Source organism: Streptomyces oceani (assembly GCF_001751245.1).
GTDB classification, from domain to species: domain Bacteria; phylum Actinomycetota; class Actinomycetes; order Streptomycetales; family Streptomycetaceae; genus Streptomyces; species Streptomyces oceani.
In genome coordinates, this window is sequence record NZ_LJGU01000148.1 from 79700 (window position 1) to 103219 (window position 23520).

The 23520-nt window shown below is 67.8% G+C and carries 17 protein-coding genes and 1 pseudogene; 11 read left to right on the forward strand and 7 right to left on the reverse strand.

From position 1 onward, the window contains the following. Nucleotides 1-2 precede the first annotated feature (2 nt). From rpsR to rpsF, 3 genes are all read right to left on the reverse strand, one after another. Nucleotides 3-239, reverse strand: a complete 237-nt coding sequence (gene rpsR, locus AN216_RS22125) for a 30S ribosomal protein S18 (protein WP_070198464.1) — start codon at nt 237-239, stop codon at nt 3-5. 71 nt (nt 240-310) lie between these two features. Then, nucleotides 311-850, reverse strand: coding sequence for a single-stranded DNA-binding protein (locus tag AN216_RS22130; RefSeq protein ID WP_070198465.1), 540 nt, complete (start codon nt 848-850; stop codon nt 311-313). Nucleotides 851-916: 66 nt separating this feature from the next. After that, nucleotides 917-1207, reverse strand: a complete 291-nt coding sequence (rpsF, locus tag AN216_RS22135; RefSeq protein ID WP_070198466.1) for a 30S ribosomal protein S6 — start codon at nt 1205-1207, stop codon at nt 917-919. A gap of 237 nt (nt 1208-1444) precedes the next feature. Between rpsF and AN216_RS22140 the strand changes: the two genes are divergently transcribed. The 3 genes from AN216_RS22140 to AN216_RS22150 all read left to right on the forward strand — a co-directional run bounded on the left by AN216_RS22140 (nt 1445) and on the right by AN216_RS22150 (nt 4337). Next, nucleotides 1445-1780 carry a hypothetical protein gene (locus AN216_RS22140; protein WP_070198467.1) on the forward strand — a complete coding sequence of 112 codons (336 nt, stop codon included), beginning with the start codon at nt 1445-1447 and terminating at the stop codon, nt 1778-1780. Between the two features lie 233 nt (nt 1781-2013). Continuing rightward, entirely contained in the window at nt 2014-3132 is a 1119-nt protein-coding gene (locus AN216_RS22145; protein ID WP_070198468.1) for a lipid II:glycine glycyltransferase FemX, read from the forward strand. 173 nt (nt 3133-3305) lie between these two features. Then, on the forward strand, nt 3306-4337 hold the full coding sequence (locus tag AN216_RS22150) for an alanine racemase (protein WP_070198469.1): 1032 nt from the start codon (nt 3306-3308) through the stop codon (nt 4335-4337). A 136-nt stretch (nt 4338-4473) separates the two neighbouring features. Here AN216_RS22150 and AN216_RS22155 read toward each other — a convergent pair whose 3' ends face one another. Then, nucleotides 4474-5556 (reverse strand): inositol-3-phosphate synthase, encoded by a 1083-nt coding sequence (locus AN216_RS22155; RefSeq protein WP_070198470.1) that lies wholly within the window; start codon nt 5554-5556, stop codon nt 4474-4476. Between the two features lie 47 nt (nt 5557-5603). Continuing rightward, nucleotides 5604-6263, reverse strand: coding sequence for a PadR family transcriptional regulator (locus AN216_RS22160; RefSeq protein ID WP_070198471.1), 660 nt, complete (start codon nt 6261-6263; stop codon nt 5604-5606). Between the two features lie 421 nt (nt 6264-6684). On the opposite strand from AN216_RS22160, the gene AN216_RS22165 reads away from it, so the two are divergent. The 4 genes from AN216_RS22165 (at nt 6685) to AN216_RS22180 (ending at nt 12991) form a co-directional block, all read left to right on the forward strand. Then, entirely contained in the window at nt 6685-9345 is a 2661-nt protein-coding gene (locus tag AN216_RS22165) for a transglycosylase domain-containing protein (protein ID WP_070198472.1), read from the forward strand. Nucleotides 9346-9447: 102 nt separating this feature from the next. After that, on the forward strand, nt 9448-10926 hold the full coding sequence (locus AN216_RS22170; RefSeq protein ID WP_107402063.1) for a glycosyltransferase family 87 protein: 1479 nt from the start codon (nt 9448-9450) through the stop codon (nt 10924-10926). Nucleotides 10927-11018: 92 nt separating this feature from the next. Next, nucleotides 11019-12356 (forward strand): MFS transporter, encoded by a 1338-nt coding sequence (locus tag AN216_RS22175; protein WP_070198474.1) that lies wholly within the window; start codon nt 11019-11021, stop codon nt 12354-12356. Between the two features lie 278 nt (nt 12357-12634). Then, on the forward strand, nt 12635-12991 hold the full coding sequence (locus tag AN216_RS22180) for an LppU/SCO3897 family protein (RefSeq protein WP_244502589.1): 357 nt from the start codon (nt 12635-12637) through the stop codon (nt 12989-12991). A gap of 120 nt (nt 12992-13111) precedes the next feature. On the opposite strand, the gene AN216_RS22185 is transcribed toward AN216_RS22180, so the two are convergent. Next, nucleotides 13112-14665 carry a CCA tRNA nucleotidyltransferase gene (locus AN216_RS22185; protein ID WP_420855788.1) on the reverse strand — a complete coding sequence of 518 codons (1554 nt, stop codon included), beginning with the start codon at nt 14663-14665 and terminating at the stop codon, nt 13112-13114. 175 nt (nt 14666-14840) lie between these two features. Here AN216_RS22185 and AN216_RS22190 point away from each other — a divergent pair, with 175 nt between their 5' ends. Beyond that, nucleotides 14841-17597 carry a DUF6049 family protein gene (locus AN216_RS22190; RefSeq protein ID WP_070198477.1) on the forward strand — a complete coding sequence of 919 codons (2757 nt, stop codon included), beginning with the start codon at nt 14841-14843 and terminating at the stop codon, nt 17595-17597. Nucleotides 17598-17975: 378 nt separating this feature from the next. On the opposite strand, the gene AN216_RS30740 is transcribed toward AN216_RS22190, so the two are convergent. Beyond that, nucleotides 17976-18110, reverse strand: a complete 135-nt coding sequence (locus tag AN216_RS30740) for a hypothetical protein (protein WP_275522464.1) — start codon at nt 18108-18110, stop codon at nt 17976-17978. A 42-nt stretch (nt 18111-18152) separates the two neighbouring features. On the opposite strand from AN216_RS30740, the pseudogene murJ reads away from it, so the two are divergent. From murJ to sigM, 3 genes and pseudogenes are all read left to right on the forward strand, one after another. Then, nucleotides 18153-20276: pseudogene (gene murJ, locus AN216_RS30415) on the forward strand (murein biosynthesis integral membrane protein MurJ); the annotation flags it as partial. A 138-nt stretch (nt 20277-20414) separates the two neighbouring features. Next, nucleotides 20415-22193 carry a protein kinase family protein gene (locus AN216_RS22200; protein WP_070198478.1) on the forward strand — a complete coding sequence of 593 codons (1779 nt, stop codon included), beginning with the start codon at nt 20415-20417 and terminating at the stop codon, nt 22191-22193. A 50-nt stretch (nt 22194-22243) separates the two neighbouring features. Next, nucleotides 22244-23026, forward strand: coding sequence for an RNA polymerase sigma factor SigM (gene sigM / locus AN216_RS27465; RefSeq protein WP_079166848.1), 783 nt, complete (start codon nt 22244-22246; stop codon nt 23024-23026). Nucleotides 23027-23520 lie beyond the last annotated feature (494 nt).

A 23520-nucleotide genomic window follows, 5' to 3' on the forward strand; every position in this document is an offset into this window, starting at 1 on the left:
CTTCAGCGCGCGGTCGAGGTGTACGGCAGCAGGGCGACCTCACGGCTGTTCTTCACGGCCGTGGCGACGTCCCGCTGGTGTTGCGTGCAGTTGCCGGTGACTCGGCGGGCACGGATCTTGCCGCGGTCGGAAATGAACTTCCGCAGCAGGTTCGTGTCCTTGTAGTCAACGTAGTTGATCTTGTCTTTGCAGAAGACGCAAACCTTCTTCTTCGGCTTGCGCGGAGGCGGCTTCGCCATTGTCTTTCTCCAGTGTGTTCAAGAAGTGTGCCCATCCGGCCAACCGTGCTCGGCGAAGCCGGCACGAGGCGCTAGAAGGGAGGCTCGTCCGAGTAGCCGCCGGAGCCACCGCCCCAGCCACCGCCGCCACCGCCACCCTGCGGGGCACTACCGGTGGCCCACGGGTCGCCGGCCGGTGCGCCGCCGCCCTGCTGGCCGCCGGAACCGCCCGGGCCGCCACCCCAGCCACCGCCGCCACCACCACGACCAGAGGTCTTGGTGATCTTCGCGGTGGCGTTCCGCAGGCTGGCGCCGACCTCGTCGACGTCCAGGTCGTAGACCGTGCGCTTGATGCCCTCGCGGTCCTCGTACGACCGCTGCTTGAGCCGGCCCTGGACGACCACACGAGTGCCCTTGGTCAGCGACTCCGCGACGTTCTCCGCCGCCTGCCGCCACACCGAACAGGTCAGGAAGAGGCTGTCGCCGTCCTTCCACTCGTTGGTCTGTCGGTCGAAGATCCGGGGCGTGGACGCGACACGGAACTTCGCGACCGCCGCGCCCGAGGGGGTGAAGCGCAGCTCGGGGTCATCGACGAGATTGCCGACGACCGTGATGACGGTCTCGCCTGCCATGGTGTACCTCTCGGCGGGTGCTGCTGGCTGCTTGCTGCTCGGATTCCGAGTGCCGAACCGTCAGGCTCAGTGCATCTCGGGACGGAGGACCTTGGTACGGAGGACCGACTCGTTCAGGTTCATCTGACGGTCGAGTTCCTTCACGACCGCGGGCTCGGCCCGCAGGTCGATGACCGAGTAGATGCCCTCGGGCTTCTTCTTGATCTCGTAGGACAGACGACGACGGCCCCAGGTGTCGACCTTCTCCACCTTCCCGTCGCCCTCACGGACGACGGTCAGCAGGGACTCGATCAGCGGGGCGATGGCCCGCTCCTCGAGATCCGGGTCGAGGATCACCATCACCTCGTAGTGACGCATGTGAGAACCCACCTCCTCTGGACTCAGGCGGCCACGGGCGCTCCGTGGCAGGAGGGTTTGATGCGTGTCGGCACAGCCCACGCCCGCGCTCGTACCGCGGGCGCGTGTGCAGACCGCTCAGGATACCCGCAACGGTCCTCCCGGTTGAAATCCGCTACGAGATGCCCGCAATCTGTAGGTATCAGGTGTGACCGGCGTCATACCGGGCGCCGCTCCCCGAGCTACGGAGGTGGCCCCATGGCACAGGCAACCGGGCAGCAGCGCACTGGACCGCTCTCCCGCCTCAACACCGACGGCAAGGCGCATCCCGTACAGAACGCCCTCGTGGTCGCCACCGTGCTGCTGGGCGTGCTCGCCCTCGCCACCGGTCTCAGCACCTACCAAGGCGCGGCGGACCTGCACCTGCTCGCGTCCTGGTCCGGCCTGGCCGGGGTACTCACCGGCGCCTGGGGGCAGTTCGTCTCCGAGACGACCGCGGAGCGTTTCCCCCTGGTCATCGGGCTGGGGGCGGCTGCTCTCGGGTTGTTCCTGGGCATGGCGTACGGCGGGTTGTTCGGCGGTCTCCTCGGCTGACCCGCTGGTCGACTCCCAACGCTCCCCGGGGCGTTGGGGTGGCCGGGCGGACAGACCCGACAAGGGCCGACCGGTCCCCGAGGGCGGCGTACGGGCCACGCCCCACACCCGCGTGTCCGCGCCTCCCGCCGCCCTACGCCACATGCCGGGTCCCGTCGCGAAGTAGGCTCTCCGGCGAGCCTCACCCCAGAACCGCGCCTGGGGTTCCGCCCGTCGCCGGAGGAGCGTCCCGAATGAGTCTGTCCCTGAGGACCATCAGCCGCGAGCAGCATCTGGCGTACATCCAGAGCCTGCCGTCGGCCAGCCACTGCCAGGTGCCGGCATGGGCGGATGTGAAGAACGAGTGGCGCCCGGAGAACCTGGGCTGGTTCGACAGCTCGGGACAGCTGGTCGGCGTCGGGATGGTGTTGTACCGCCAACTCCCCAAGGTCAAACGCTATCTCGCGTACCTGCCGGAGGGCCCGGTGATCAACTGGCAGGCTCCGAACCTGGAGGACTGGATCAAGCCCATGTTGGCGCACCTCAAGGAACGGGGCGCGTTCTCGGTGAAGATGGGCCCGCCGGTGGTCATCCGGCGCTGGGACTCCGCGGCGATCAAGCGCGGCATCCAGGATCCGGACGTGAAGCGGCTGCGGGACGTTGAGGCGACCCAGATCGAGCCACGCGCCTTCGAGGTCGCGGACCAACTGCGGCGCATGGGGTGGCAGCAGGGCGAGGACGGTGGCGCCGGCTTCGGGGACGTGCAACCGCGCTACGTCTTCCAGGTGCCGCTGGCCGACCGCACCCTGGAAGAGGTGCAGAAGAGCTTCAACCAGCTGTGGCGGCGCAACATCAAGAAGGCGGACAAGGCCGGCGTCGAGGTGGTCCAGGGCGGGTACGACGACCTGGCAGAGTGGCAGCGGTTGTACGAGATCACCGCGGAGCGCGACCACTTCCGGCCCCGCCCGCTGGCGTACTTCCAGCGAATGTGGCGCACGCTCAACGCCGAGGACCCGGGCCGGATGCGGCTCTACTTCGCGTGCCACGAGGGGGAGGCGGTCGCCGCGGCGACGATGCTGATCGTCGGTGGGCACGTGTGGTACTCCTACGGCGCCTCCGCCAACCACAAGCGTGAGGTACGCCCCTCGAACGCGATGCAGTGGCGGATGCTGCAGGACGCGCACGCGCTCGGGGCGAAGGTGTACGACCTGCGCGGCATCAGCGACTCGCTCGACGAGTCGGACCACCTCTTCGGGCTGATCCAGTTCAAGGTGGGAACCGGCGGAGAAGCCGCGGAGTACCTGGGCGAGTGGGACTTCCCGCTCAACAAGCTTCTGCACAAGGCGCTGGACATGTACATGAATCGGCGCTGAGCGACCCGCCGGCCGACCGGGCTCCCCCTCCTCCCCGCTGCCGCCCGTGCCGACGGCACAGGTGGCTACGGACCACGCCCGCCTCCGGCCCGTGGCCTGCTCCCGTCCCCGCTGCTCGCCGATGGCGTACCGTCCCCTCCGCGAACCCCTGAGAGAAAGGTCCCGGACCCGACATGGCGCTCACCCTCTACGTCGACACCGATCGCTGGCGGGCGCACCAGCAGGCGGTGATCCAACAGTTCCCCGGAATCGTCCCGGTCTGCAAGGGAAACGGCTACGGCTTCGGCCATCAGCGGCTCGCCGAGGAGGTCACCCGCTTCGGCTCGGATGTGCTGGCCGTCGGCACCACCTACGAGGCCGCCCGTACGAAGGACTGGTTCGGCGGCGACCTGCTCGTGCTCACGCCGTACCGCCGGGATGAGGAGCCCGTGCCGCTGCCGGACCGGGTGATCCGCTCGGTGTCCTCGGTGGAGGGCGTCGGACTGATGCGGGGCGCCCGGGTCGTCATCGAGGTGATGAGCAGCATGCGGCGGCACGGCGTCACGGAGGCCGATCTGAGCCAGTTGCACGCGGCGATCGACGAGGTCCGGCTGGAGGGCTTCGCCATCCACTTGCCGCTGGACCGGCAGGACGGCACGGACGCGGTGGACGAGGTGATCGGCTGGATGGACCGGTTGCGGACGGCTCGGCTGCCGCTGGACACGATGTTCGTCAGCCACCTCAGCCCGGAGGAGTTCGCCCGACTCCAGCAGCAGTTCCCGCAGACGCGCTTCCGGGCACGGGTCGGCACCCACCTGTGGCTCGGGGACCACGCGGCGACGGAGTACCGCGGCGCGGTGCTGGACGTGACCCGGGTGAGCAAGGGCGACCGGTTCGGATACCGGCAGCAGAAGGCGGCCGGCGAGGGCTGGCTGGCGGTCGTCGCAGGCGGCACCTCGCACGGGGTGGGCCTGGAGGCACCGAAGGCGCTGCACGGCATGTCCTCACGCGCGAAGGGCGTGGCGCGCGCCAGTCTGGCGACGGTGAACCGGAACCTCTCGCCGTTCGTGTGGGGGGGCAAGCAGCGCTGGTTCGCGGAACCGCCGCACATGCAGGTCTCGATCCTGTTCGTGCCGGACGACGCACCCGAACCGAAGGTCGGCGAGGAGTTGGTGGCCAGCCTGCGGCACACCACGACGACGGTGGACCGTACCGTCGACCGCTGACGCACGCTCCACGGCTCGACGCTGAAGTGCCCGTCGGCCGCCCGCGCGTGCGGGTGGCCGACGGGCACTTCGCTTGCCGGAACATCGCTTTCCGGCCGCAGCTCCGGGCGCTGGGACCCGGGACGCAGAGACAGGCTCAGCGCTCGGCCGAGCCCTCGATGAACGCCTCCACGCTCGCCCGCGCCTCGTCGTCGAAGTACTGCACCGGCGGCGACTTCATGAAGTAGGAGGACGCGGAGAGCACGGGCCCGCCCACGCCCCGGTCCTTGGCGATCTTCGCGGCGCGCAAGGCGTCGATGATGACGCCCGCGGAGTTCGGCGAGTCCCAGACCTCCAGCTTGTACTCGAGGTTGAGCGGGACGTCGCCGAACGCCCGGCCCTCCAGCCGGACATACGCCCACTTGCGGTCGTCCAGCCAGGCGACGAAGTCGGACGGACCGATGTGCACGTTGTCCGCCCCCAGCTCCCTGTCGGGGATCTGGGAGGTGACCGCCTGGGTCTTGGAGATCTTCTTGGACTCCAGGCGCTCCCGCTCGAGCATGTTCTTGAAGTCCATGTTGCCGCCGACGTTCAGCTGCATCGTACGGTCCAGGATCACGCCCCGGTCCTCGAAGAGCTTGGCCATCACCCGGTGCGTGATGGTCGCCCCGACCTGGGACTTGATGTCGTCGCCGACGATCGGGACGCCGGCCTCCGTGAACTTGTCGGCCCATTCCTTCGTACCGGCGATGAACACCGGCAGCGCGTTGACGAACGCGACCTTCGCGTCCACAGCGACCTGGGCGTAGTACTCGACGGCCGTCTGGGAGCCGACCGGGAGATAGCACACGAGGACGTCCACCTGAGCGTCCTTCAGCGCCTTGACCATGTCGACCGGCTCGTCAGCCGACTCCTCGATGGTCTCGCGGTAGTAGCGGCCCAGCCCGTCGTACGTGTGACCGCGCTGCACCCGCACCTCGGTGCGCGGCACGTCGCAGATCTTGATGGTGTTGTTCTCGCTGGCGCCGATGGCGTCCGCCAGGTCCAGGCCGACCTTCTTGGCGTCCACGTCGAAAGCGGCGACGAACTCGATGTCGCGCACGTGGTAGTCGCCGAACTGGACGTGCATCAGCCCGGGAACCCTGCTGTCCGGGTCGGCGTCCTTGTAGTACTCGACGCCCTGTACCAGCGAGGCGGCGCAGTTGCCCACGCCGACAATGGCTACGCGAACCGAACCCATTCCGGTTGCTCCCTGTGTGATCGATGAGCCTCGCCCAGTGCGAGGCCTCAGGTGGTCTCTTCGGACGGGTCCGGCGGGTTGCCACCCTGGTGCCGGGGCTGCCCGCCCGTCTCTTCCGACTGGCGCTCTTCCGGTGCGTCCGTGCGCCGGTCGCGCCCGGCCCGCTCGCTCTCGATCAGTTCGGTGAGCCAGCGAACCTCCCGCTCCACGGACTCCATGCCGTGGCGCTGCAGCTCGAGGGTGTAGTCATCCAGTCGCTCACGGGTACGGGACAGCGAGGCGCGCATCTTCGCGAGCCGTTCCTCGAGGCGGCTGCGGCGCCCCTCGAGCACCCGGACCCGTACGTCCCTGGAGGTCTGACCGAAGAACGCGAAACGGATGCCGAAGTGCTCGTCCTCCCAAGCGTCCGGACCGGTCTGGGCGAGCAGCTCCTCGAAGTGTTCCTTGCCCTCGGCCGTGAGCCGGTAGACGATCCGCCCCCGGCGTCCGGAGAGAGGTACGGCGTCCTCGGACGTGTTCCCCGGTTCCTCGATCAACCGGCCCTGTTGGACCAGTGCCTTGAGGCACGGGTAGAGCGAGCCGTAACTGAAGGCCCGGAACACGCCCAACGAGGTGTTGAGCCGTTTCCGCAGCTCGTACCCGTGCATCGGGGACTCCCTGAGCAGCCCGAGGACGGCGAACTCGAGGATGCCGGAGCGTCTGCTCATGCCCCGTCCCACCTCCCGACGTGCCGCGCCGGCGATTCCGGCTGCTGCTGGATGAGCGGCGAGGTTTCGAGCCGAAATAACGACTCGATGTATCGCCGCGATACATCTCGACGATAGAACGCCATGGCTCCTGCGGCAAGGCGCTGCCGGCGGGGCTCATGGTGAAGGGGGTCACATCCGCATTTCCTGGCGGCAGCTTGCACCGAATGAGGCGAATCTTCGGAAAACGAAGTTGAGTGGCTGCGTAGTCTGTCGCTGTGCAGACCAACGGCCGGGAACTGTGGGGCGCGGTTACGCGTCCTCGTCCTGGGTGCTGTGCGCTTCGAGGCAGTGGGCTGAGGAGCGTTCTCCGGGGGGACCAGAAGTCAACTGCCGCCGTCAGGCGAGCGCGTGCCGCCTGCCCGAGGAGTAGCTGTTTCCAATGAGCGAGCACCGTCGAAAGCAGCCGCAGGGGCGTGGCCGGCGGGCGGCGCAGCCGCCATCCGGCCGCCGCGCGGCACCGCCCCGGGAAGCCACCACCAGCTCGCACGGGCCGAGTTCGGGCGGTCGCGCCGCGGCACGCCGGGCTTCGGAGCCCCAGGGCGGCGGGGGGCGACGGCGCGCGGCGAACGCCAGCGCGGCGGCCGGAGCGGCCGCGGGAGGACGAGCGGCGGCGCGTGGCCGCGCCCAGGCGCGAGCCAAGAAGCGCTTCATCGACTACCCGCGCTCGGACCGGCACGGTGCCCGGCGCTGGTTGCCGTCCTGGAAGCAGTGGCTGGGGATGTTCGTCACCTTCGCCGGACTGATGATGGGGCTGGTCGGCATCGCGTACGCGATGGTCGACATCCCGAACCCGAACGAGGCGGCCACCTCCCAGAAGAACGTCTACTACTGGGCGAACGGCGAGCGCATGGTCACCGCGGGCGGTGGTGACCAGAACCGTCAGACGGTCCCGCTGAAGAGGATCGACAGCTCGATGCAGGACGCCGTCATCTCCGCGGAGAACGAGTCGTTCTACGAGGACCCGGGCATCGACGTGATGGGCATCGGCCGAGCCGTGTTCAACATGGCGACCGGCGGCGACACCCAGTCCGGCTCCACGATCACCCAGCAGTACGTCAAGAACCTCTACCTCGACCAGTCGCAGACGCTGTCCCGTAAGGCGAAGGAACTGCTCATCTCCATAAAGGTGGGCGCGAACGAGGAAAAGGACAAGATTCTCGAGGGCTACCTCAACACCGCCTACTACGGGCGCGGCGCGTACGGCATCCAGGCCGCCGCGCAGGCGTACTACGACAAGGACGCCGCCGACCTCAGCGAAAGCCAAAGCGCCTTCCTTGCCTCCGTGTTGAACGGCCCCAACCTCTACGACCCGCACGGCGGCGAGGGTGGCGGTCCGGCGCAGCAGCCGAAGAAGAACCGCGAGCGGGCCGAGACCCGCTGGGCCTGGATCCTGGACCGCGAGGTCGAGACGGGCCGGCTGTCGAAGGCGAAGCGCGACAAGATCGACGGGTTCCCGATGCCCAACGAGCCGGAGAAGTCCACCAACCTCAAGGGACAGATCGGCTATCTGGTCAACCTCGCCAACAGTGACGTCATCAGCAACCCGGACAGCGGGATCACCGAGCGGGAGCTGAACACCGGCGGCTACCAGATCTACACCACCTTCAACAAGAAGAAGACGATGGCCCTCGAGGACACCGTGAAGAAGGTGAAGGAGGAGAACCTCAAGCCGAAGGAGCGCGAGAAGGACAAGCACGTGCAGTTCGGCGGGGCCTCCGTGCGGCCGGGTGACGGCGCGATCGTGGCTATCTACGGCGGTGAGAGCGCGGTGACGCACTACACCAACAACGCCGACTACACCGGTGCTTCGGTCGGCTCCACCTTCAAGCCGTATGTCATGGCGGCGGCGCTGCGCGACGGCGTGCGCGACCCGGAGGGCCCGGAGGAACAGGGCCCCGACCTGCGCACCCCGGTATCGCCCAAGAGCGTCTACAACGGCGACAACAGGGTGAAGCTGCTGGAGTACGACGGCGACACCTGGCTCAACAAGGAGAACGACGAGTGGCACCAGAAGAACGAGGGTGACAAGGACTACGGGAAGATCAGCCTCCGCGAAGCCATGATCGTCTCCGCCAACACCCCGTTCATCCAGCTGGGCATGGACGTCGGCCTGGATCAGGTTCGGGACGCGACGCTGGACGCGGGAGTCAACGAGGAGAGTCTGGCGAGCCTCACGCCGACCTTCTCACTGGGTACCTCGGCTCCGAGCGCGATCCGGATGGCCACGGGATACGCCACCTTCGCGGAGAGCGGCGTGCAGGCCGAGCCGTACTCGGTCAGCAAGGTGAAGGACAACGGCAAGGTCGAGTACGCGCACGAGAAGCAGACGGAGCGCAACTTCGACGCGAACGTCGCGGACACCGTGACGAACATGCTGGAGGCCGTCGTCGAGGACGAGAAGGGGACGGGGAAGGCGGCCGGCGTGCTGCAGCGCCCCGTCGCCGGCAAGACGGGCACGACGGACGACAACAAGCACGCCTGGTTCGCCGGCTACACCCGTCAGTTGTCCACCGCCATCGGCATGTGGCGGCTGAACGACCAGATCGAGAGCCCGGAGTTCCTGTCCATGTACGGCACCGCGGGCCGGGAGAAGATCCACGGTGCCTCCTTCCCCGCCGAGGTGTGGACGGAGTACATGCAGGGAGCGACGAAGGGCGACCCGGTGAAGAGCTTCCCCGAGCCGTCTCCGATCGGTGAGAAGGTGTGCAGCCACTGTCCGGACCCCTCGCCGACGCCCACACCGACCCCGTCCGACGAGCCCTCACCGACCAAGAGTCCGTCCGACAAGCCTTCCGAGCCGAGCGATTCACCCTCCGTCCCAGATCCGTCACCGAGCGACAGCTGGCCGATCGGTGGTCCCGGCGGCGGTGAGGAGGACGGCGGCCAGAACGGCGGTCCGGGGCAACCGGACGGCGGCCAGACCGGCGGTCCAGGACAGCCGGACGGCGGCCAGACCGGCGGCCCGGGGCAACCGGACGGCGGCGGGGACGCCGACGGTGGGATCTTCGCCGGACCCAACGCGGAAGCCAGGCGGGAATGACCGCCGTGTCCCGCCGGACTCTCGGCGGGACACACGCCTGTACCCCTGGGAAGACCCCGCCGGCCAGACCGGCGGGGTCCTTCGTACGGCAGGATGTGCCCCATGACGAGCGTGCGTACCGACGAGCAGGCGAGCGTGCGGCCTACCCAGGAGGATGAGGTGGCCGCCGCGGGCAGCGAGGTGATCGGCGGCCCGCACGGGCGGCGCGCCGGCAGCGCGGGCTGGTGGAACCCGCTGCGGGTGATCGTGCTGTTGGCGCTCGGGATGTTCGCGTTGGGCATGGTGCAGAAGCTGCCGTGCTACGACGGCGCGTGGTTCTCCGGCCAGACCAGCCAGTACGTCCGCGCCTGTTATTCCGACATCCCCCATCTCTACAACGGTCGCGGCTTCGCCGACGGCATCATGCCGTACTTCGAGCGCATCCCCGATGAGGTCTCCGGTGGCATGGAGTATCTCGAGTACCCGGTACTGACCGGCCTGTTCATGACGGTGGCCAGCTGGATGACTCCCGGTGGCGGCGACATCGTGGAGCGCGAGCAGATTTACTGGATGATCAACGCCGCCATGCTGATGATCTGCGCGGTGGTGGCGACAGTGGCGGTGAGTCGTACACACCGCTTCCGTCCCTGGGACGCGCTGTTGCTCGCGCTCGCTCCCGCCTACGCGCTCACCGCGACCATCAACTGGGATCTGCTGGCTGTCGCCCTGACAGCGGTCGCGATGCTCATGTGGTCCCGCAGTCGGCCCCTGGCCACCGGCGTGCTGTTGGGACTCGCCACCGCGGCGAAGCTCTATCCGCTCTTCCTGTTGGGACCACTGCTGGTGCTGTGCTGGCGAGGGGGTCGCTGGCGGGCGTTCGGCACCGCGCTGGGTGGCGCGGCACTCTCCTGGAGCTGCGTCAATGTCCCGGTCATGATCGGTGCTTGGGACGGCTGGTTGAAATTCTACTCCTTCAGTCAGGAGCGTCCCGTCGACTTCGGCTCAATCTGGCTGATCCTCTCCCAACGTACGGATCTCCCCCTGGAGAGCACCGACGTCAACAACTACGCCATGATCCTGATGCTGCTGGGCTGTTCGGCGATCGCCGCTCTGACCCTGACCGCTCCCCGACGACCGCGCTTCCCGCAGCTCGCGTTTCTCGTCCTGGCCCTTTTCGTGCTCACCAACAAGGTGTACTCCCCGCAGTACGTCCTCTGGCTCATCCCGCTGGCGGTCCTGGCCCGACCCAAGTGGCGTGACTTCCTCATCTGGCAGGCCTGCGAGGTCATGTACTTCGTCGGTATCTGGATGTACCTCGCCTACACGGGCAGCGGAGACAAGCATCAAGGACTACCGCCGGAGGGTTATCAGGTCATCATCCTCGTACACCTGCTCGGGACGCTGTACCTGAGCGCCGTGGTGATCCGCGACATCCTGCTGCCCGAGCACGACGTGGTGCGCAGCAGCGGCGCGGACGATCCGGCTGGCGGCCCGCTCGACGGGATCCCGGACAGGTTCGTCCTCCGCCGGCATTCCTCACTCACAGCATCGACCTCCTCGACGGAACCCAAGGTGCACTGGGGTGCGGGGCGGCCTCAATGAGCAGCGAGGATCAATCCGTCACACACCGGACTCCGGAAAGCGCGCCCCAGGGCGCGTTTCACGTGAAACAGGCACCAGCTGAGACTGCGCGCGTGCCACTCACGGAGGTCCTCCGCACGCTCCTACGCCTTCCCAACTTCCGACGACTGCTCGCTGTACGGCTGCTCTCCCAGCACGCGGACGGGATATACCAGGTCGCGCTCGCCACGTATGTCGTGTTCTCCCCGGAAAACGAGACCTCTCCGGGCGCCATCGCTGGCGCCATGGCCGTACTCTTGCTGCCGTACTCGCTCCTTGGCCCCTTCGCTGGCGTGCTCCTCGATCGCTGGCGACGACGTCAGGTGCTGCTGTTCGGCAACCTGTTGCGGGCCGTACTGGCAGCCGGCACTGCCCTTCTGATCATCAACGCCGTACCCACTTGGCTGTTCTACCTCTCCGCCCTCTCGGTCACCGCGGTCAATCGCTTCATCCTCGCCGGCCTCTCCGCCGCCCTACCCAGGGTCGTGGACAATGAACAACTCGTCACGGCCAACGCCCTCTCGCCCACCGCCGGCACCGTCGCCGCCTCAGCCGGTGGCGCGGTCGCCTTCGTGGTGCGTCTCCTCGCGCCTTCCAGCAGCGCCGGAGACGCCCTCATCGTGGTGGTCGGAGCCCTGGTCTACCTGCTGGCCGGCATCGCGTCCCTCCGCATGTCACGGGATCTGTTGGGCCCCGAGCCAACTCAGACCTCCCCCGCCCGCGTGCGAGCCACGCTTCTGAGCACTGTCCGTGGCCTGGCTGCCGGGCTGCGCCATCTCGCCGAACGGCCGCTCGCTGCCCGTACGCTGACAGCCATGACGCTCATGCGCTTCTGCTACGGAGCGCTGACCGTCACCGTGCTCATGCTCTGCCGCTACGCCTGGGCCGACGGCGCCGGGGGAGCCGGCGACACTGGAAGCGACCCGTCGGGCACGCCCACACCCGAAGGCGAAGACGGCGGCCTCAAGTGGCTCGGCCTCGCCCTCGCGATCTCCGCGGTCGGCTTTCTCGCCGCCGCGATCATCACGCCTTGGGTCGTCTCCAGGACGGGCCAGTTGGGCTGGATCACGATCTGTGCGGCTGCCGCCGCCATACTCGAACCCGCCCTCGGGCTGCCGTTCGCTCCTGCCCCCATGATGGTGGCCGCCTTCGTACTCGGGCTGGTCACCCAGGGGTCGAAGATCACTACCGACACCGTCGTCCAGTCCTCCGTGGACGACGACTATCGCGGCCGAGTGTTCGCGCTCTACGACATGTTGTTCAACATCGCCTTCGTAGGTGCCGCCGGCGTAGCGGCTCTGATGCTGCCCGCTGACGGGCGATCAAGCGCACTGGTGCTCACCGTCGCTGCGATCTACGCGGCAGTGGCGCTCACAATGGCTCGTTTTAGGCGGTCTTCGTCCGCAACGTGACTGTCCCAACTGTCACATCGCCGCCACAGCTTCTCGGTTGGGGCTCGGCAATGTCAGAGCGACTGGGTAACTTACCCCTGTCCCCTGGAAGACAAACGATCCATGTCCCAGCACAGAAAGATCTCTCCCCGATGAGTTACCCGCCTCCCCAGAACCCGTACGGCCAGCAGCCGCCTCCCGGCCAGAATCCCTACGGCCAGCCGCAGCAGCCAGGGCCGGGCCAACCGCCCTACGGGCATCAGCCGCAGGGCCAGAACCCGTACGGTGGCGGAGGCCCGATGCCTCCTCCACCGCCCCAGCGTGGCGGGGCCAGGAGCGTGTTCAAGGCGCTCACGATCATAGGCATGGTCATCGTCCTGGGCATCGGCGCGGTAGTCACCTGGAGCGTCATCGACGGGCAAGACGATGCGGACACGGCGGCCCAGGGTGACTGCGTGATCAACAACGGTACGGACATCCAGCCCGACGTCGAGGTGGTCGACTGCACCTCGTCCAAAGCGGAGTTCAAGGTAGCCGAGAAGCACGACGGTGACTTCCAGTGCAACCGCGAGAAGTACGCGCAGTACTCCGAAACCAAGAACGGCGACACCACGTTCACCCTCTGCCTGACGCCTCACAGGGGCAGCGGCAGCTGACGTAACCGAGACGCGAAGCTGGGTGGTGTTTCACGTGAAACACCACCCAGCTTTCTTCGCACATGCGTCACGACCCACAACCGCCGCAGCAGTCCGACACATCCACCATGCGCGGACGTGTCACCCCTGCTGGTTGGCCCACCACTCCTTGAGCGCGGCCACAGCCTCGTGCCGCTCCATGGGCCCCTTCTCCAGTCGCAGTTCAAGCAACTGCCGGTAGGCCCTGCCCACAACCGGCCCCGGCGGCACACCCAGCACCTCCATGATCTCGTTGCCGTTGAGATCCGGCCGAATGGCCTCCAGTTCCTCCTGCTCCTGAAGACGCGCGATCCGCTCCTCCAGTCCGTCATACGCCCGGGACAACGCGGCGGCCTTGCGCTTGTTCCGGGTCGTGCAGTCCGAGCGTGTGAGCTTGTGCAGCCTGGGCAGCAGTTGCCCCGCATCCCGTACGTACCGGCGGACGGCTGAGTCGGTCCATTCGCCCGTGCCGTAGCCATGGAAGCGCAAATGCAGCTCGACCAGCCGAGAGACGTCCTTCACCAGCTCGTTGGAGTACTTCAGGGCTGTCATCCGCTTCCGCGCCATTTTTGCCCCCACCACTTCGTGATGGTGAAAGGAAACCCGACCGTCACTCTCGAAACGTCGCGTGCGCGGCTTGCCAATATCGTGCAGAAGCGCGGCCAGCCGCAGCGTCAGGTCCGGACCGTCCTCTTCCAGGTCGATGGCCTGCTCCAGCACGATGAGCGAGTGCTCGTAAACGTCCTTGTGCCGGTGATGCTCGTCCCGTTCCAACCGCAAGGCGGGCACCTCCGGCACCGTCCGCTGCGCCAACCCGGTGTCGACCAGCAGTCGCAGACCCTTGCGTGGCCGCGATGCCAAGATCAACTTACTGAACTCGTCGCGGACCCTCTCCGCGGAGACGATTTCGATGCGTTCGGCCATGGCCTGCATGGCGGCGACCACGTCACCCGCGACCTCGAAGTCCAGTTGGGCGGCGAAACGAGCCGCACGCAGCATGCGAAGCGGATCATCGGAGAACGACGCTTCGGGCGTACCAGGCGTACGGAGCACCCGCTCCGAGAGGTCGTTCAAGCCACCATGGGGGTCGATGAAGACCTTCTCCGGAAGCGCCACCGCCATCGCGTTAACCGTGAAATCCCGCCGCACGAGATCATCCTGGATCACGGCACCGTAGGAAACCTCGGGCTTACGGGACGTACGGTCGTACGCCTCCGAACGGTAGGTCGTGATCTCGATGTCGAAGCACTGCCTGTCAGTGCCCCCTTCCGAGCCACGGGGAACCGCGGCCTCCGGAGCCTCACTGCCCTGCTCCGGTCCCGGAACGTACTTCTTGCAGCCCACCGTGCCGAACGCGATGCCCACATCCCAGACCGCGTCCGCCCAGGGGCGTACGAGCGCCAGGATCTCCTCGGGGCGAGCGTCGGTAGTGAAGTCCAGGTCGTTGCCCAGCCGGCCCAGCAAGGCGTCCCGCACTGAGCCACCCACCAAGGCCAGGCTGTGCCCCGCCCGCTGGAACCGGCTGGCCAGGTCGTCGGCCACGGGGGACACCCGCAACAGTTCGTTCACCGCACGGTGCTGCACCTCGTTCAGCTCCTGGGCCGCGGGGGGCGGCGACTGTTCGGTCTGCTGGTGGTCATCCATGGCATTCGGCACAGCAGCACAGGGTACGTCGAGCGCCCTCTTCGATGCCGCCGTCCCCCGTGGATCATGACAGGATGCGGAAGCCACGGCACTTCACTCGCCAAGCGATCGTTACCATCAGAGGTCCGGACGACCAGACACCCACGACTGAACGACGGGACGGACAAGCGTGGCCGAAGCGGCAGAGATGCGGGGCACTCCGACCGCTCCCCTTCGCGGCACGCTGCGACGCGCGGCGGTCGCTTTGCTCACGATCCTGCCCTTGCTGAGCATCTTGCTCGCGAGCGCCGCGCCGACGAGTCAGGCGACGGGACTCGACCCCTCGCGGTCCGCCCCGGGGAGCGCCGACCAACCGGCCCGGGCCTCGCATGCGGCGGATTCCCCGGCGTCCGTACGGCAGGCTTCCGCGGAACGGGTTACTCCGGCGAGTCAGAGCGCGCCCACCGCCCCCTCGACCCGTTCCGCCCGTCCGGTCGACATCTCGGTCGACAATCTCGATCCGGCCGTGCCCCGGCCCGGCGACACCGTCACGATCGCCGGCTCCGCCACCAACACCGGCAACCGGGCGGTCTCGGACAGCCGGGTCGGCGTACAGCTGGGCCCCGCCATGAACAGCCGCAGCGCCATAGAGGAGACGAGCGGCTCGAACGGACCACTCACCGGAGGGGGAGCGACCCCGGCCAAGGGCCAGAGCACGAAGCTCGAAAGCCTGGCTCCGGGGGTCACCCGATCCTTCACGCTCAAGATCCCCGCAGACGAACTCGCTCTCGACGAGAACGGCGTCTATCCCCTGGCCGTGACCCTCACCGGCCAGACCAGGGCCAAACCGTACGCCCACGTCCTCGGGTCCCAACGGAGCTTCCTGCCCTGGCAAACCTCCGCGCCCCAGGAGAGGACCCAGCTGACCTACATGTGGCCGCTGATCTCCTCCTCCCACCTCACCGCCCGTACCGAGTCGAACGAGCAGCAGACCTCGGTCTTCCGGAACGACGACCTCGAGCAGGCGATCGCCCCCGGTGGCAGGTTGCAGCAGTTGGTGGCCCTGGGTGCCGAACTGCCGATCACCTGGGTCATCGATCCGGATCTGTTGGCCAGTGTCGAGGCCATGACGCAGCCCTACGAGGTGCGTACGGAGGACGGCCGTACGGAACCGGGCAAGGCACAGGCAAACGCCAAGCAGTGGCTGAACGACCTCCAGGAGGCAGTCGACGGGGAGGAGATCGTCGCCCTGCCCTTCGCCGACCCGGATCTGGCCTCGCTCGCGCACCAGGGCAAGCAGGTGCCAGGCGCCCTCGGACGGCTGCGTCCCGCCACCGAGCTGGCCCGGAAAACCGTCCAGGCCATCCTGCACACCAAACCCAACACGGACTTCGCCTGGCCGGTCGAGGGAGCCGTGGACCCGTCCGTGGTGGGCGTCGCCACCTCCGCCGGCGCCTCCAATGTCATCGCGCGCAGTGACAGCATGGGCGAGCGGGGCCGCATCCCGTACACCCCGACCGCCGCACGGCCCGTCGGTGGCGGTACGACCGCGGTGGTGGCCGACCACCGGCTGTCAACGGCCTTCGACGGGGACCTGACTCGCGCCGGCAAGTCCACCCAGGCCGTGCAGCGCTTCCTGGCGGAGACCCTGTCGATCACACAGCAGGTGCCCAATAAGCAGCGCAGCATTGTCGTGGCACCACAGCGTCAGCCGACGGTCTCGCAGGCACGAGCCATGGCCGAGGCGCTGGCCGCCCTGGACACGGACGGAGGCTGGACCGTGGGCACGAGCCTCTCGGACGCCGCCAAGGCCGAACCAGACCCGTCGGCCCGACGTACGCTCCCCGGCCCCGGCGCGTATCCGGCGGCGCTGCGTGAGCACGAACTGCCGACCGAGGCGTTCGAGCAGGTGCAGAAGACGCAGCACACGCTGGACAACTTCAGCGAGATCCTCTCCCGCGAGGACCGGGTCGTCGCACCCTTCGGCAATGCCATAGAGCGCGAGGTCTCCAACTCCTGGCGGGGCGAAGCCGAGCAGGCAGCGCGGTTCCGGGAGTCGGTGCAGGACTACCTGCTCGGGCTGACCCGCGAGGTACACCTGATTCAGAAGTCCGACCTCACCCTGTCCGGACGCAGCGCCACGATTCCGGTGACGGTGCAGAACAACCTCGTGCAGGGCGTGGACGGCCTGGTCCTGCGGCTCGAGTCCAGCAGGAGCATCGGTCTGGAGGTCGGGGAGACCCAGGCGGTGGTCGTGGACGGCGGGCACAGCCAGTCCGTCAAGTTCGACACCACGGCCAAGGCCAACGGTCGCACCACGGTCACCGCTCAGCTGTACACGAAGGACGGCAAGCCGTACGGCCCGCCCATGACGTTCCAGGTGAAGGTCACGTCGATCACGTCGACAGTGCTGCTGGTAATCGCCGGTGGGGTGCTGCTCGTCGTGCTGGCCGGCGTCCGTATGTACACCCAGCGCAAGCGAAGGGGCGCGACCGTATCGGACCCGGATGGCAACGACAGTCCAGCCGGTACGTCGGGTCCGCCCGGTGCGGGTCCCTCGGGCGGTGGCGCGGAAGGGCCGGACGGAGCCGACGGTGAGGACGACGGGTCGGACGACTCCGACAGCCCGGAAGGGACGGGTACGGCGGACGTCGAAAGCCCGGAGGAGTCAGAGGCCTCTGGGCGGCGGGAAGGCCCCGCCTCTGCTGGGCGTGCGACGCATGACACAACCGAGGTGGAGCGGGAAGGGCCTCCGGATGCGTCACAGTCGGAAAGGGCGTCAGGCCCAGCCGCGACCGCGCGCCGGGGATCGGCACCGGAAGCCGAGGTGGAGGGCTCGGACTCGACAGCCCAGGTGGTAGCGGCCGATGGTTCCGGCCGCCCGGAGCAGGCGGGTGAGCGGGGCTCGGACACCGCAGCGGAAAGCAGCGGGCCGCAGGACACGGGTGAGAAAGTGGAGCGTTGAGTCAGCCGGCCGAACAGGGGCAGGGGTAGGTAGATGAACGCACCGTACGACGGTGATCGCAGCCACAGGCCCCATGGCGGCTCCCCGCCGCCGGAAGACACCCACGCCCACGATCGCCGGGGGCAGGACCCGCGCGCCTCCGATCCCCGCGCCCCTGAGCAGCACCCAGACCAGTACGCACCGTATCAGCAGTACTACACGCCGCATGGTTCGGACGCCAGCCGGTACCCCCCCGATCCCTACGGGGACCAGCCAGCCGCCCAGCACGATCCGTACGCTCAGGGGGCTCACGGCCAGTACAACCAGTACAGCCAAGACCCCTACGGGCAACACCCGCACCACCAGAGTCGTTACCCTCAGGGACCGCATTACGGGCATTCAGCACAACACCACCAGGCAGCCGCCCAGCACGATCCGTACGCACAGGGGGCTCACGGCCAGTACAACCAGTACAGCCAAGACCCCTACGGGCAACACCCGCACCACCAGGCTCAGCAGCCGCCCAGTTCCCACGCAGCCGACCCGCGCTCCTGGGCCCCCGAGCCGATGCCGCAGCCCGAGCGCACCTCACAGTATTTCCCGTACGGTGATGATCCGGCGACTGTGCAGTTCACCGGCGTCGACGACCTGCTCACTCAGGCGCCCTGGTGGCAGCAACGGCACTCCGCGCCTGCCTCCCCGGACGTGCCGGGACCAGGCTCCGGAGCCGCGCCCTCCGGCGGCCCCCCTATGGGCTCGAAACCGGATGCGCAGGACGCCTTCGCCCACCTGTTCCGTGATCAGTATCCGCAACACGCCCAGGTTCCTCACCCGCACCAGCAGTACTGGCAGGGCCATGCCCAGGGGCAAGTCCCCGCCGGCGGGCACCCCGGACAGCAGCAGTACGCCCATCCGCAGCAGCATTACGCGCCACAGCAAAGCCAACAGACCCAGCAGATCCGGCAGCCTGGTCACCGGTACTCCGCACCTCAGCACCCGGGACCGCCCCAACCTCCCGCGACCGGCGAACCCGCCGACGGTCCCGCTGATCAGCAGTCCGGTGGGAAGGCATCCGGCCTGCTGAAGTCCAGCACTCTGATGGCCGCGGGCACCATGGTCTCCCGGCTCACCGGCTTCGTACGCTCCGCCCTCGTGCTCGTCGCACTGGGTGCGACGCTCCTCGGTGACAGCTACCAGCTCGCCATCACGCTGCCAACGATGATCTATATCCTCACCGTCGGCGGCGGCCTCAACTCGGTCTTCGTCCCCCAGTTGGTCCGGGCGATGAAGGAGGACGAGGACGGCGGCGAAGCGTATGCCAACCGCCTTCTCACACTGGTCGCGGTCATCCTCGGCGGTCTCGCCGTGCTGGCGGTGGTGGCTGCGCCACTGCTGGTGCGCATGATGTCGGTAGAGATCGCGACCGACAAGGAGGCCGACGACATCGCGGTCACCTTCGTCCGCTTCTGCCTGCCCTCCATCTTCTTCATGGGCATCCATGTCGTGATGGGCCAGATCCTGAACGCCCGCGGCCGGTTCGGCGCGATGATGTGGACACCCGTCCTCAACAACATCGTGATCATCTTCACCGTGTGCCTCTTCCTCTGGGTCTACGGCACCGCGGGCACCTCCGGTCTGAACGAGGACACGGTCCCGCCCGAGGGCGTAACGCTGCTGGGAGTCGGCACCCTGCTCGGGCTGGTAACCCAGGCGCTGGCCATGGTGCCGTACCTGCGCGCCACCGGATTCCGCGTCCGGCCCCGCTTCGACTGGCGCGGACACGGCTTGGGGAAGGCCGCCAAGCTGGCCAAGTGGACAGTGCTGTTCGTGCTCGCGAACCACGCCGGCGTCCTCGTCGTCACCCAGCTGTCCACGAAGGCCGGCTCGATCGCCATCGACGACGGCCACCTCGGCACGAACTACATCGCGTACTCCAACGCCCAACTCATCTGGACCATGCCGCACGCCATCATCACCGTCTCCGTGATGGCCGCCCTGCTGCCCAGACTCTCGCGCTCCGCCAACGACGGCGACACCGGTTCCGTCCGCGAGGACATCTCGCAGGGCCTACGGAACGCCGGCGTCGCCATCGTGCCCATCGCCTTCGGCTTCATCGCCCTCGGCATCCCCATGTGCACCTTCATCTACGGCTCAGGGGGCATCGGGGGTGCCGAGACCATGGGCTACATGCTGATGGCCTTCGGCCTCGGCCTGGTGCCGTACTCGGTGCAGTACATCGTGCTGCGCGCCTTCTACGCGTACGAGGACACACGCACGCCCTTCTACAACACGGTCATCGTCGCCGCCGTCAACGCCGCCGCCTCGGTGGCGTGCTACCTCATCCTGCCGGCCCGTTGGGCCGTGGTCGGCATGGCGGCCTCGTACGGCATCGCGTACGTCATCGGTGTGGGCGTGGCGTGGCGGCGACTGCGGCGGAAGCTGGACGGTGACCTGGACGGGGCCCGTGTCGTCCGCACCTACGCGCGGCTGGGCGGCGCCAGCCTGCCCGCCGCTCTCGCCTCCGGCGCCACCGCGTACGCGGTCACCCACGCACTCGGCCAGGACATGATCGGCTCCCTCTGCGCGCTGCTGGCCGGAGGAATCGTGCTGGCGGTGGTCTTCGTATGGACCTCCAAGCGAATGCGTATCCAGGAAATGACGGCGATGATCGGCATGGTCCGTTCTCGTCTCGGCAGGTGACACGAGCATGAACAGCAGACGCGGAACACAACCATCCGCCGACACTGCGTGTCGTGCATAACGGCGGCTGTAGGGACAATCGTTTCGGGCTGGTTCCGGCAATCAGCCGAACAAACGGAATGGGGAGGCAGAACGACGGTGGCGGAACGGAACACAGCTGCCGTCGACGTGGCCAGCACGAGCGGCGAGCACGAAGCGCAGTCCGCACAGGCGGACGAGGCCACGGCCGACGGTGCGACCGAACAGTACGACGGTGATGGGAGCGATACGGCTGCCACCACAGAGACACCGACCTCCGAGACCGAGCACGAAACCGATACCAGCTCAACGACCGCCACCAGAGATCTCGCCACCAACCCCCGGCCCCACTCCCCGGAGACCGTCCTCCCCGAGCCACCCGACCTGCACAGCGGACACAAACTCGCACAGCGCTACCGCCTCGAGGAGTGCATCACCCGGCGCGACGGATTCAGCAGCTGGCGGGCCGTCGACGAGATGCTGCGCCGGGCGGTGGGCGTGCACGCACTCGCCGCTCACCACCCACGAGCACGCTCCGTGCTCGCCGCCGCCCGCTCCGCCGCTCTGCTCGGTGATCCCCGGTTCGTACAGGTCCTGGACGCCGTCGAGGAGGAGGGCCTCGTCTACGTCGTCCATGAATGGCTTCCCGACGCCACCCCGTTGAGCGAGTTGCTGGCCGCCGCGCCTCTGCCCGCACACGAGGCATATCAGCTCGTGAGACAACTGGCGGAAGCCCTCACCGCGGCCCACCGGGAAGGATTGGCCCATCTGCGGATCAATCCGTCCTCCGTGCTCCGCACCGGAGCCGGCCAGTACCGCATCCGCAGCCTGGCGGTGAGTGCGGCACTTCGCGGTACCAGCAGCGATCGGCCGCAGCGCGCCGATACGGCAGCCATCGGTGCCCTGTTGTACGCCGCGCTCACCCAGCGCTGGCCGTACGCGGACGGCGCCCACGGTCTCAGCGGAGTAGGCAACCTGAGCGGGGGCCAGCTGATCGCTCCCGAACAGGTGCGTGCCGGAGTGCATCGCGGGCTCTCACGACTGGCGATGCGGGCCCTCCGGGAGGAGAGTGCCGGTGGACAGGACGACCAGTCATGTTCCACTCCGGAGGAACTCCGCACAGCAGTCGCCGAGCTACCACGCATCCGTCCCCCGGAGCACTCCCTCGCGTCGCCCGTCGCGCCCCAGCCAAGCCGGGCGCAGGCTGGTGGCCGGGGGATCGGCCCAACGCCACACGGGGGTTCCGACGCCGCCGCGGCATCCGAACCCACACCTCCGACGCTGCCCGGGCGTACTGGAAAGACGCTGAAGTGGGGCGTCTCGGCCTTGCTCATCATCGCGCTCGGCCTCGGCAGCTGGCAGGTCGCCGACACGCTGCTCAAGGGCGACAGCCCAGGCAACTCTCCCGGTAATCAGACCGAGGACGAATCCGATCAAGAGCCCATCAGCAGCTCTCCCATCAAGATCGTCGATGCTCAGGACATCGACCCCCAGGGCGACGGTTCGGAGAACCCGAAGACCGTCCGCGATGCTATTGACGACGATCCGAAAACGTCCTGGTACACACGCAACTACTACGGTCAGTCCGACTTCGGCAACCTCAAGTCCGGCGTCGGCCTGGTCCTGGACCTCGATAAGCCACAGCCGATCAACAAGGTCCAGGTGCGGTTCCAAGGACAGACATCCGCCGAGGTGCGGGCCGCGCCGAAGAACACCACCTCCGCGCCCAGTAACCCCGGTGCTTTCCGCAAGCTCACGGAAAGCACCGGGGACAAGCTGAACTACCGCACGAAGAAGCCCGTCACCACGCGGTTTGTACTGGTCTGGCTCACGGAACTCCCGCTGGCCGAGGACGGCAACTACCGTGGCCGGATCACTGAGGTCAACGTATTCGGCTAAGTGGGAAGCGACCAGCGAATCCCGGGATAGGCGTAGAAGGGGTGCGACCTGTGGCCACGGACGGAGAGCCCCCTGCCGCCGCGGGGGAGGTCACCGCAGTCAGCGACCGGGAGCTTTTGGAGCGCCATGTCGACGGCGACCCGGACGCGTTCAACGAGCTTGTCCGCCGGCACCGGGACCGCTTGTGGGCCGTGGCCGTACGGACGCTCGGCGACCGCGATGAAGCGGCCGACGCGGTTCAGGACGCCCTCGTCTCTGCCTACCGTGCTGCCCACACCTTCCGTGGACGGTCCGCGGTCACCACCTGGCTCCACCGGATCACCGTGAACGCCTGTCTGGATCGCGCTCGTAAGACGGCTTCACGGCGCACCACGTTCACCGATGACACGGAACGCCTTGAGCAACTGATCGACCCGCACGAGTCGGCTGCCGCTCCGGCTGAGAGACGGGATCTCCATCGGCAGCTCGTCTCCGTGCTCGGTCAGCTCTCGGCGGACCAGCGGGCGGCCTTGGTACTGGTCGACATGCACGGATACTCGGTCTCCGAGGCCGCGGAAATGCTGGGGGTGGCTGTTGGGACCATCAAGAGCCGTTGCGCTCGTGGCCGAGCCCGGCTGCTGCCACTGCTGAGCCATCTACGACCTGAAGGCTCGGAGACTCCGGCGCGGACCCGTCGGGACACGTCACCGAGCGGCGAGGATGGCCCGGGCGCCACACATGCCCACACCCCACGGAACCCCAGCCCGAGGACATCCGTCCCATCGACGAGACATGGGGATACGGATACGCGAAAGACAGGCACGGTCAAGGACGGAGGTGGCACCCACACATGACCCAATCCGCAGCGGGATTCGGCGAGCATCCTGAGGTCGACGAGATCTCGGACTACCTGGAGGATCAACTTGCCGAGAGCGGCAGGGGGGCGCTGGAAGAGCACCTCGGGGAGTGCCAGTCCTGTGCCGACGTCCTGACCTCCCTGGAGAGCGTCCGCACCCTTCTCGGCGAGGCGCCCGGACCCGGCCCCATGCCCGCTGATGTCAGCGACCGCATCTCTACCGCATTGTCGAGTGAGGCCAACATTCCGGGGCCCACGGTTCCCACGAACGGTTCCCTTGATGACCAGGCAGCAGCTGCTTCCTGGGAGGAGACCGGCTCGCTGAACAACGCCACCGTTTCACGTGAAACAGAGGCCGGACCAGACCGACAGTACGCAGCCGTCAACCTGTCTCAGGACAGCGCGTCCCCTCGTAGACAGCCACCCGACCGCCCACAGGGGCATTCGTCCGCGCCGACGGGTCCTGGCCGGCCCGGCCAACGGCGGAAACGC

Bases quoted from the DNA above. Each gene is read 5' to 3' on its own strand.
- AN216_RS22160 (WP_070198471.1), bottom strand. From the start codon at position 6,263: ATGAGCAGACGCTCCGGCATCCTCGAGTTCGCCGTCCTCGGGCTGCTC.
- AN216_RS22150 (WP_070198469.1), top strand. From the start codon at position 3,306: ATGGCGCTCACCCTCTACGTCGACACCGATCGCTGGCGGGCGCACCAG.
- rpsF (WP_070198466.1), bottom strand. From the start codon at position 1,207: ATGCGTCACTACGAGGTGATGGTGATCCTCGACCCGGATCTCGAGGAG.
- AN216_RS22145 (WP_070198468.1), top strand. From the start codon at position 2,014: ATGAGTCTGTCCCTGAGGACCATCAGCCGCGAGCAGCATCTGGCGTAC.
- AN216_RS22165 (WP_070198472.1), top strand. From the start codon at position 6,685: ATGAGCGAGCACCGTCGAAAGCAGCCGCAGGGGCGTGGCCGGCGGGCG.
- AN216_RS22140 (WP_070198467.1), top strand. From the start codon at position 1,445: ATGGCACAGGCAACCGGGCAGCAGCGCACTGGACCGCTCTCCCGCCTC.
- AN216_RS22130 (WP_070198465.1), bottom strand. From the start codon at position 850: ATGGCAGGCGAGACCGTCATCACGGTCGTCGGCAATCTCGTCGATGAC.
- AN216_RS22190 (WP_070198477.1), top strand. From the start codon at position 14,841: ATGCGGGGCACTCCGACCGCTCCCCTTCGCGGCACGCTGCGACGCGCG.
- AN216_RS22155 (WP_070198470.1), bottom strand. From the start codon at position 5,556: ATGGGTTCGGTTCGCGTAGCCATTGTCGGCGTGGGCAACTGCGCCGCC.
- rpsR (WP_070198464.1), bottom strand. From the start codon at position 239: ATGGCGAAGCCGCCTCCGCGCAAGCCGAAGAAGAAGGTTTGCGTCTTC.
- AN216_RS22170 (WP_107402063.1), top strand. From the start codon at position 9,448: ATGACGAGCGTGCGTACCGACGAGCAGGCGAGCGTGCGGCCTACCCAG.
- AN216_RS22180 (WP_244502589.1), top strand. From the start codon at position 12,635: ATGCCTCCTCCACCGCCCCAGCGTGGCGGGGCCAGGAGCGTGTTCAAG.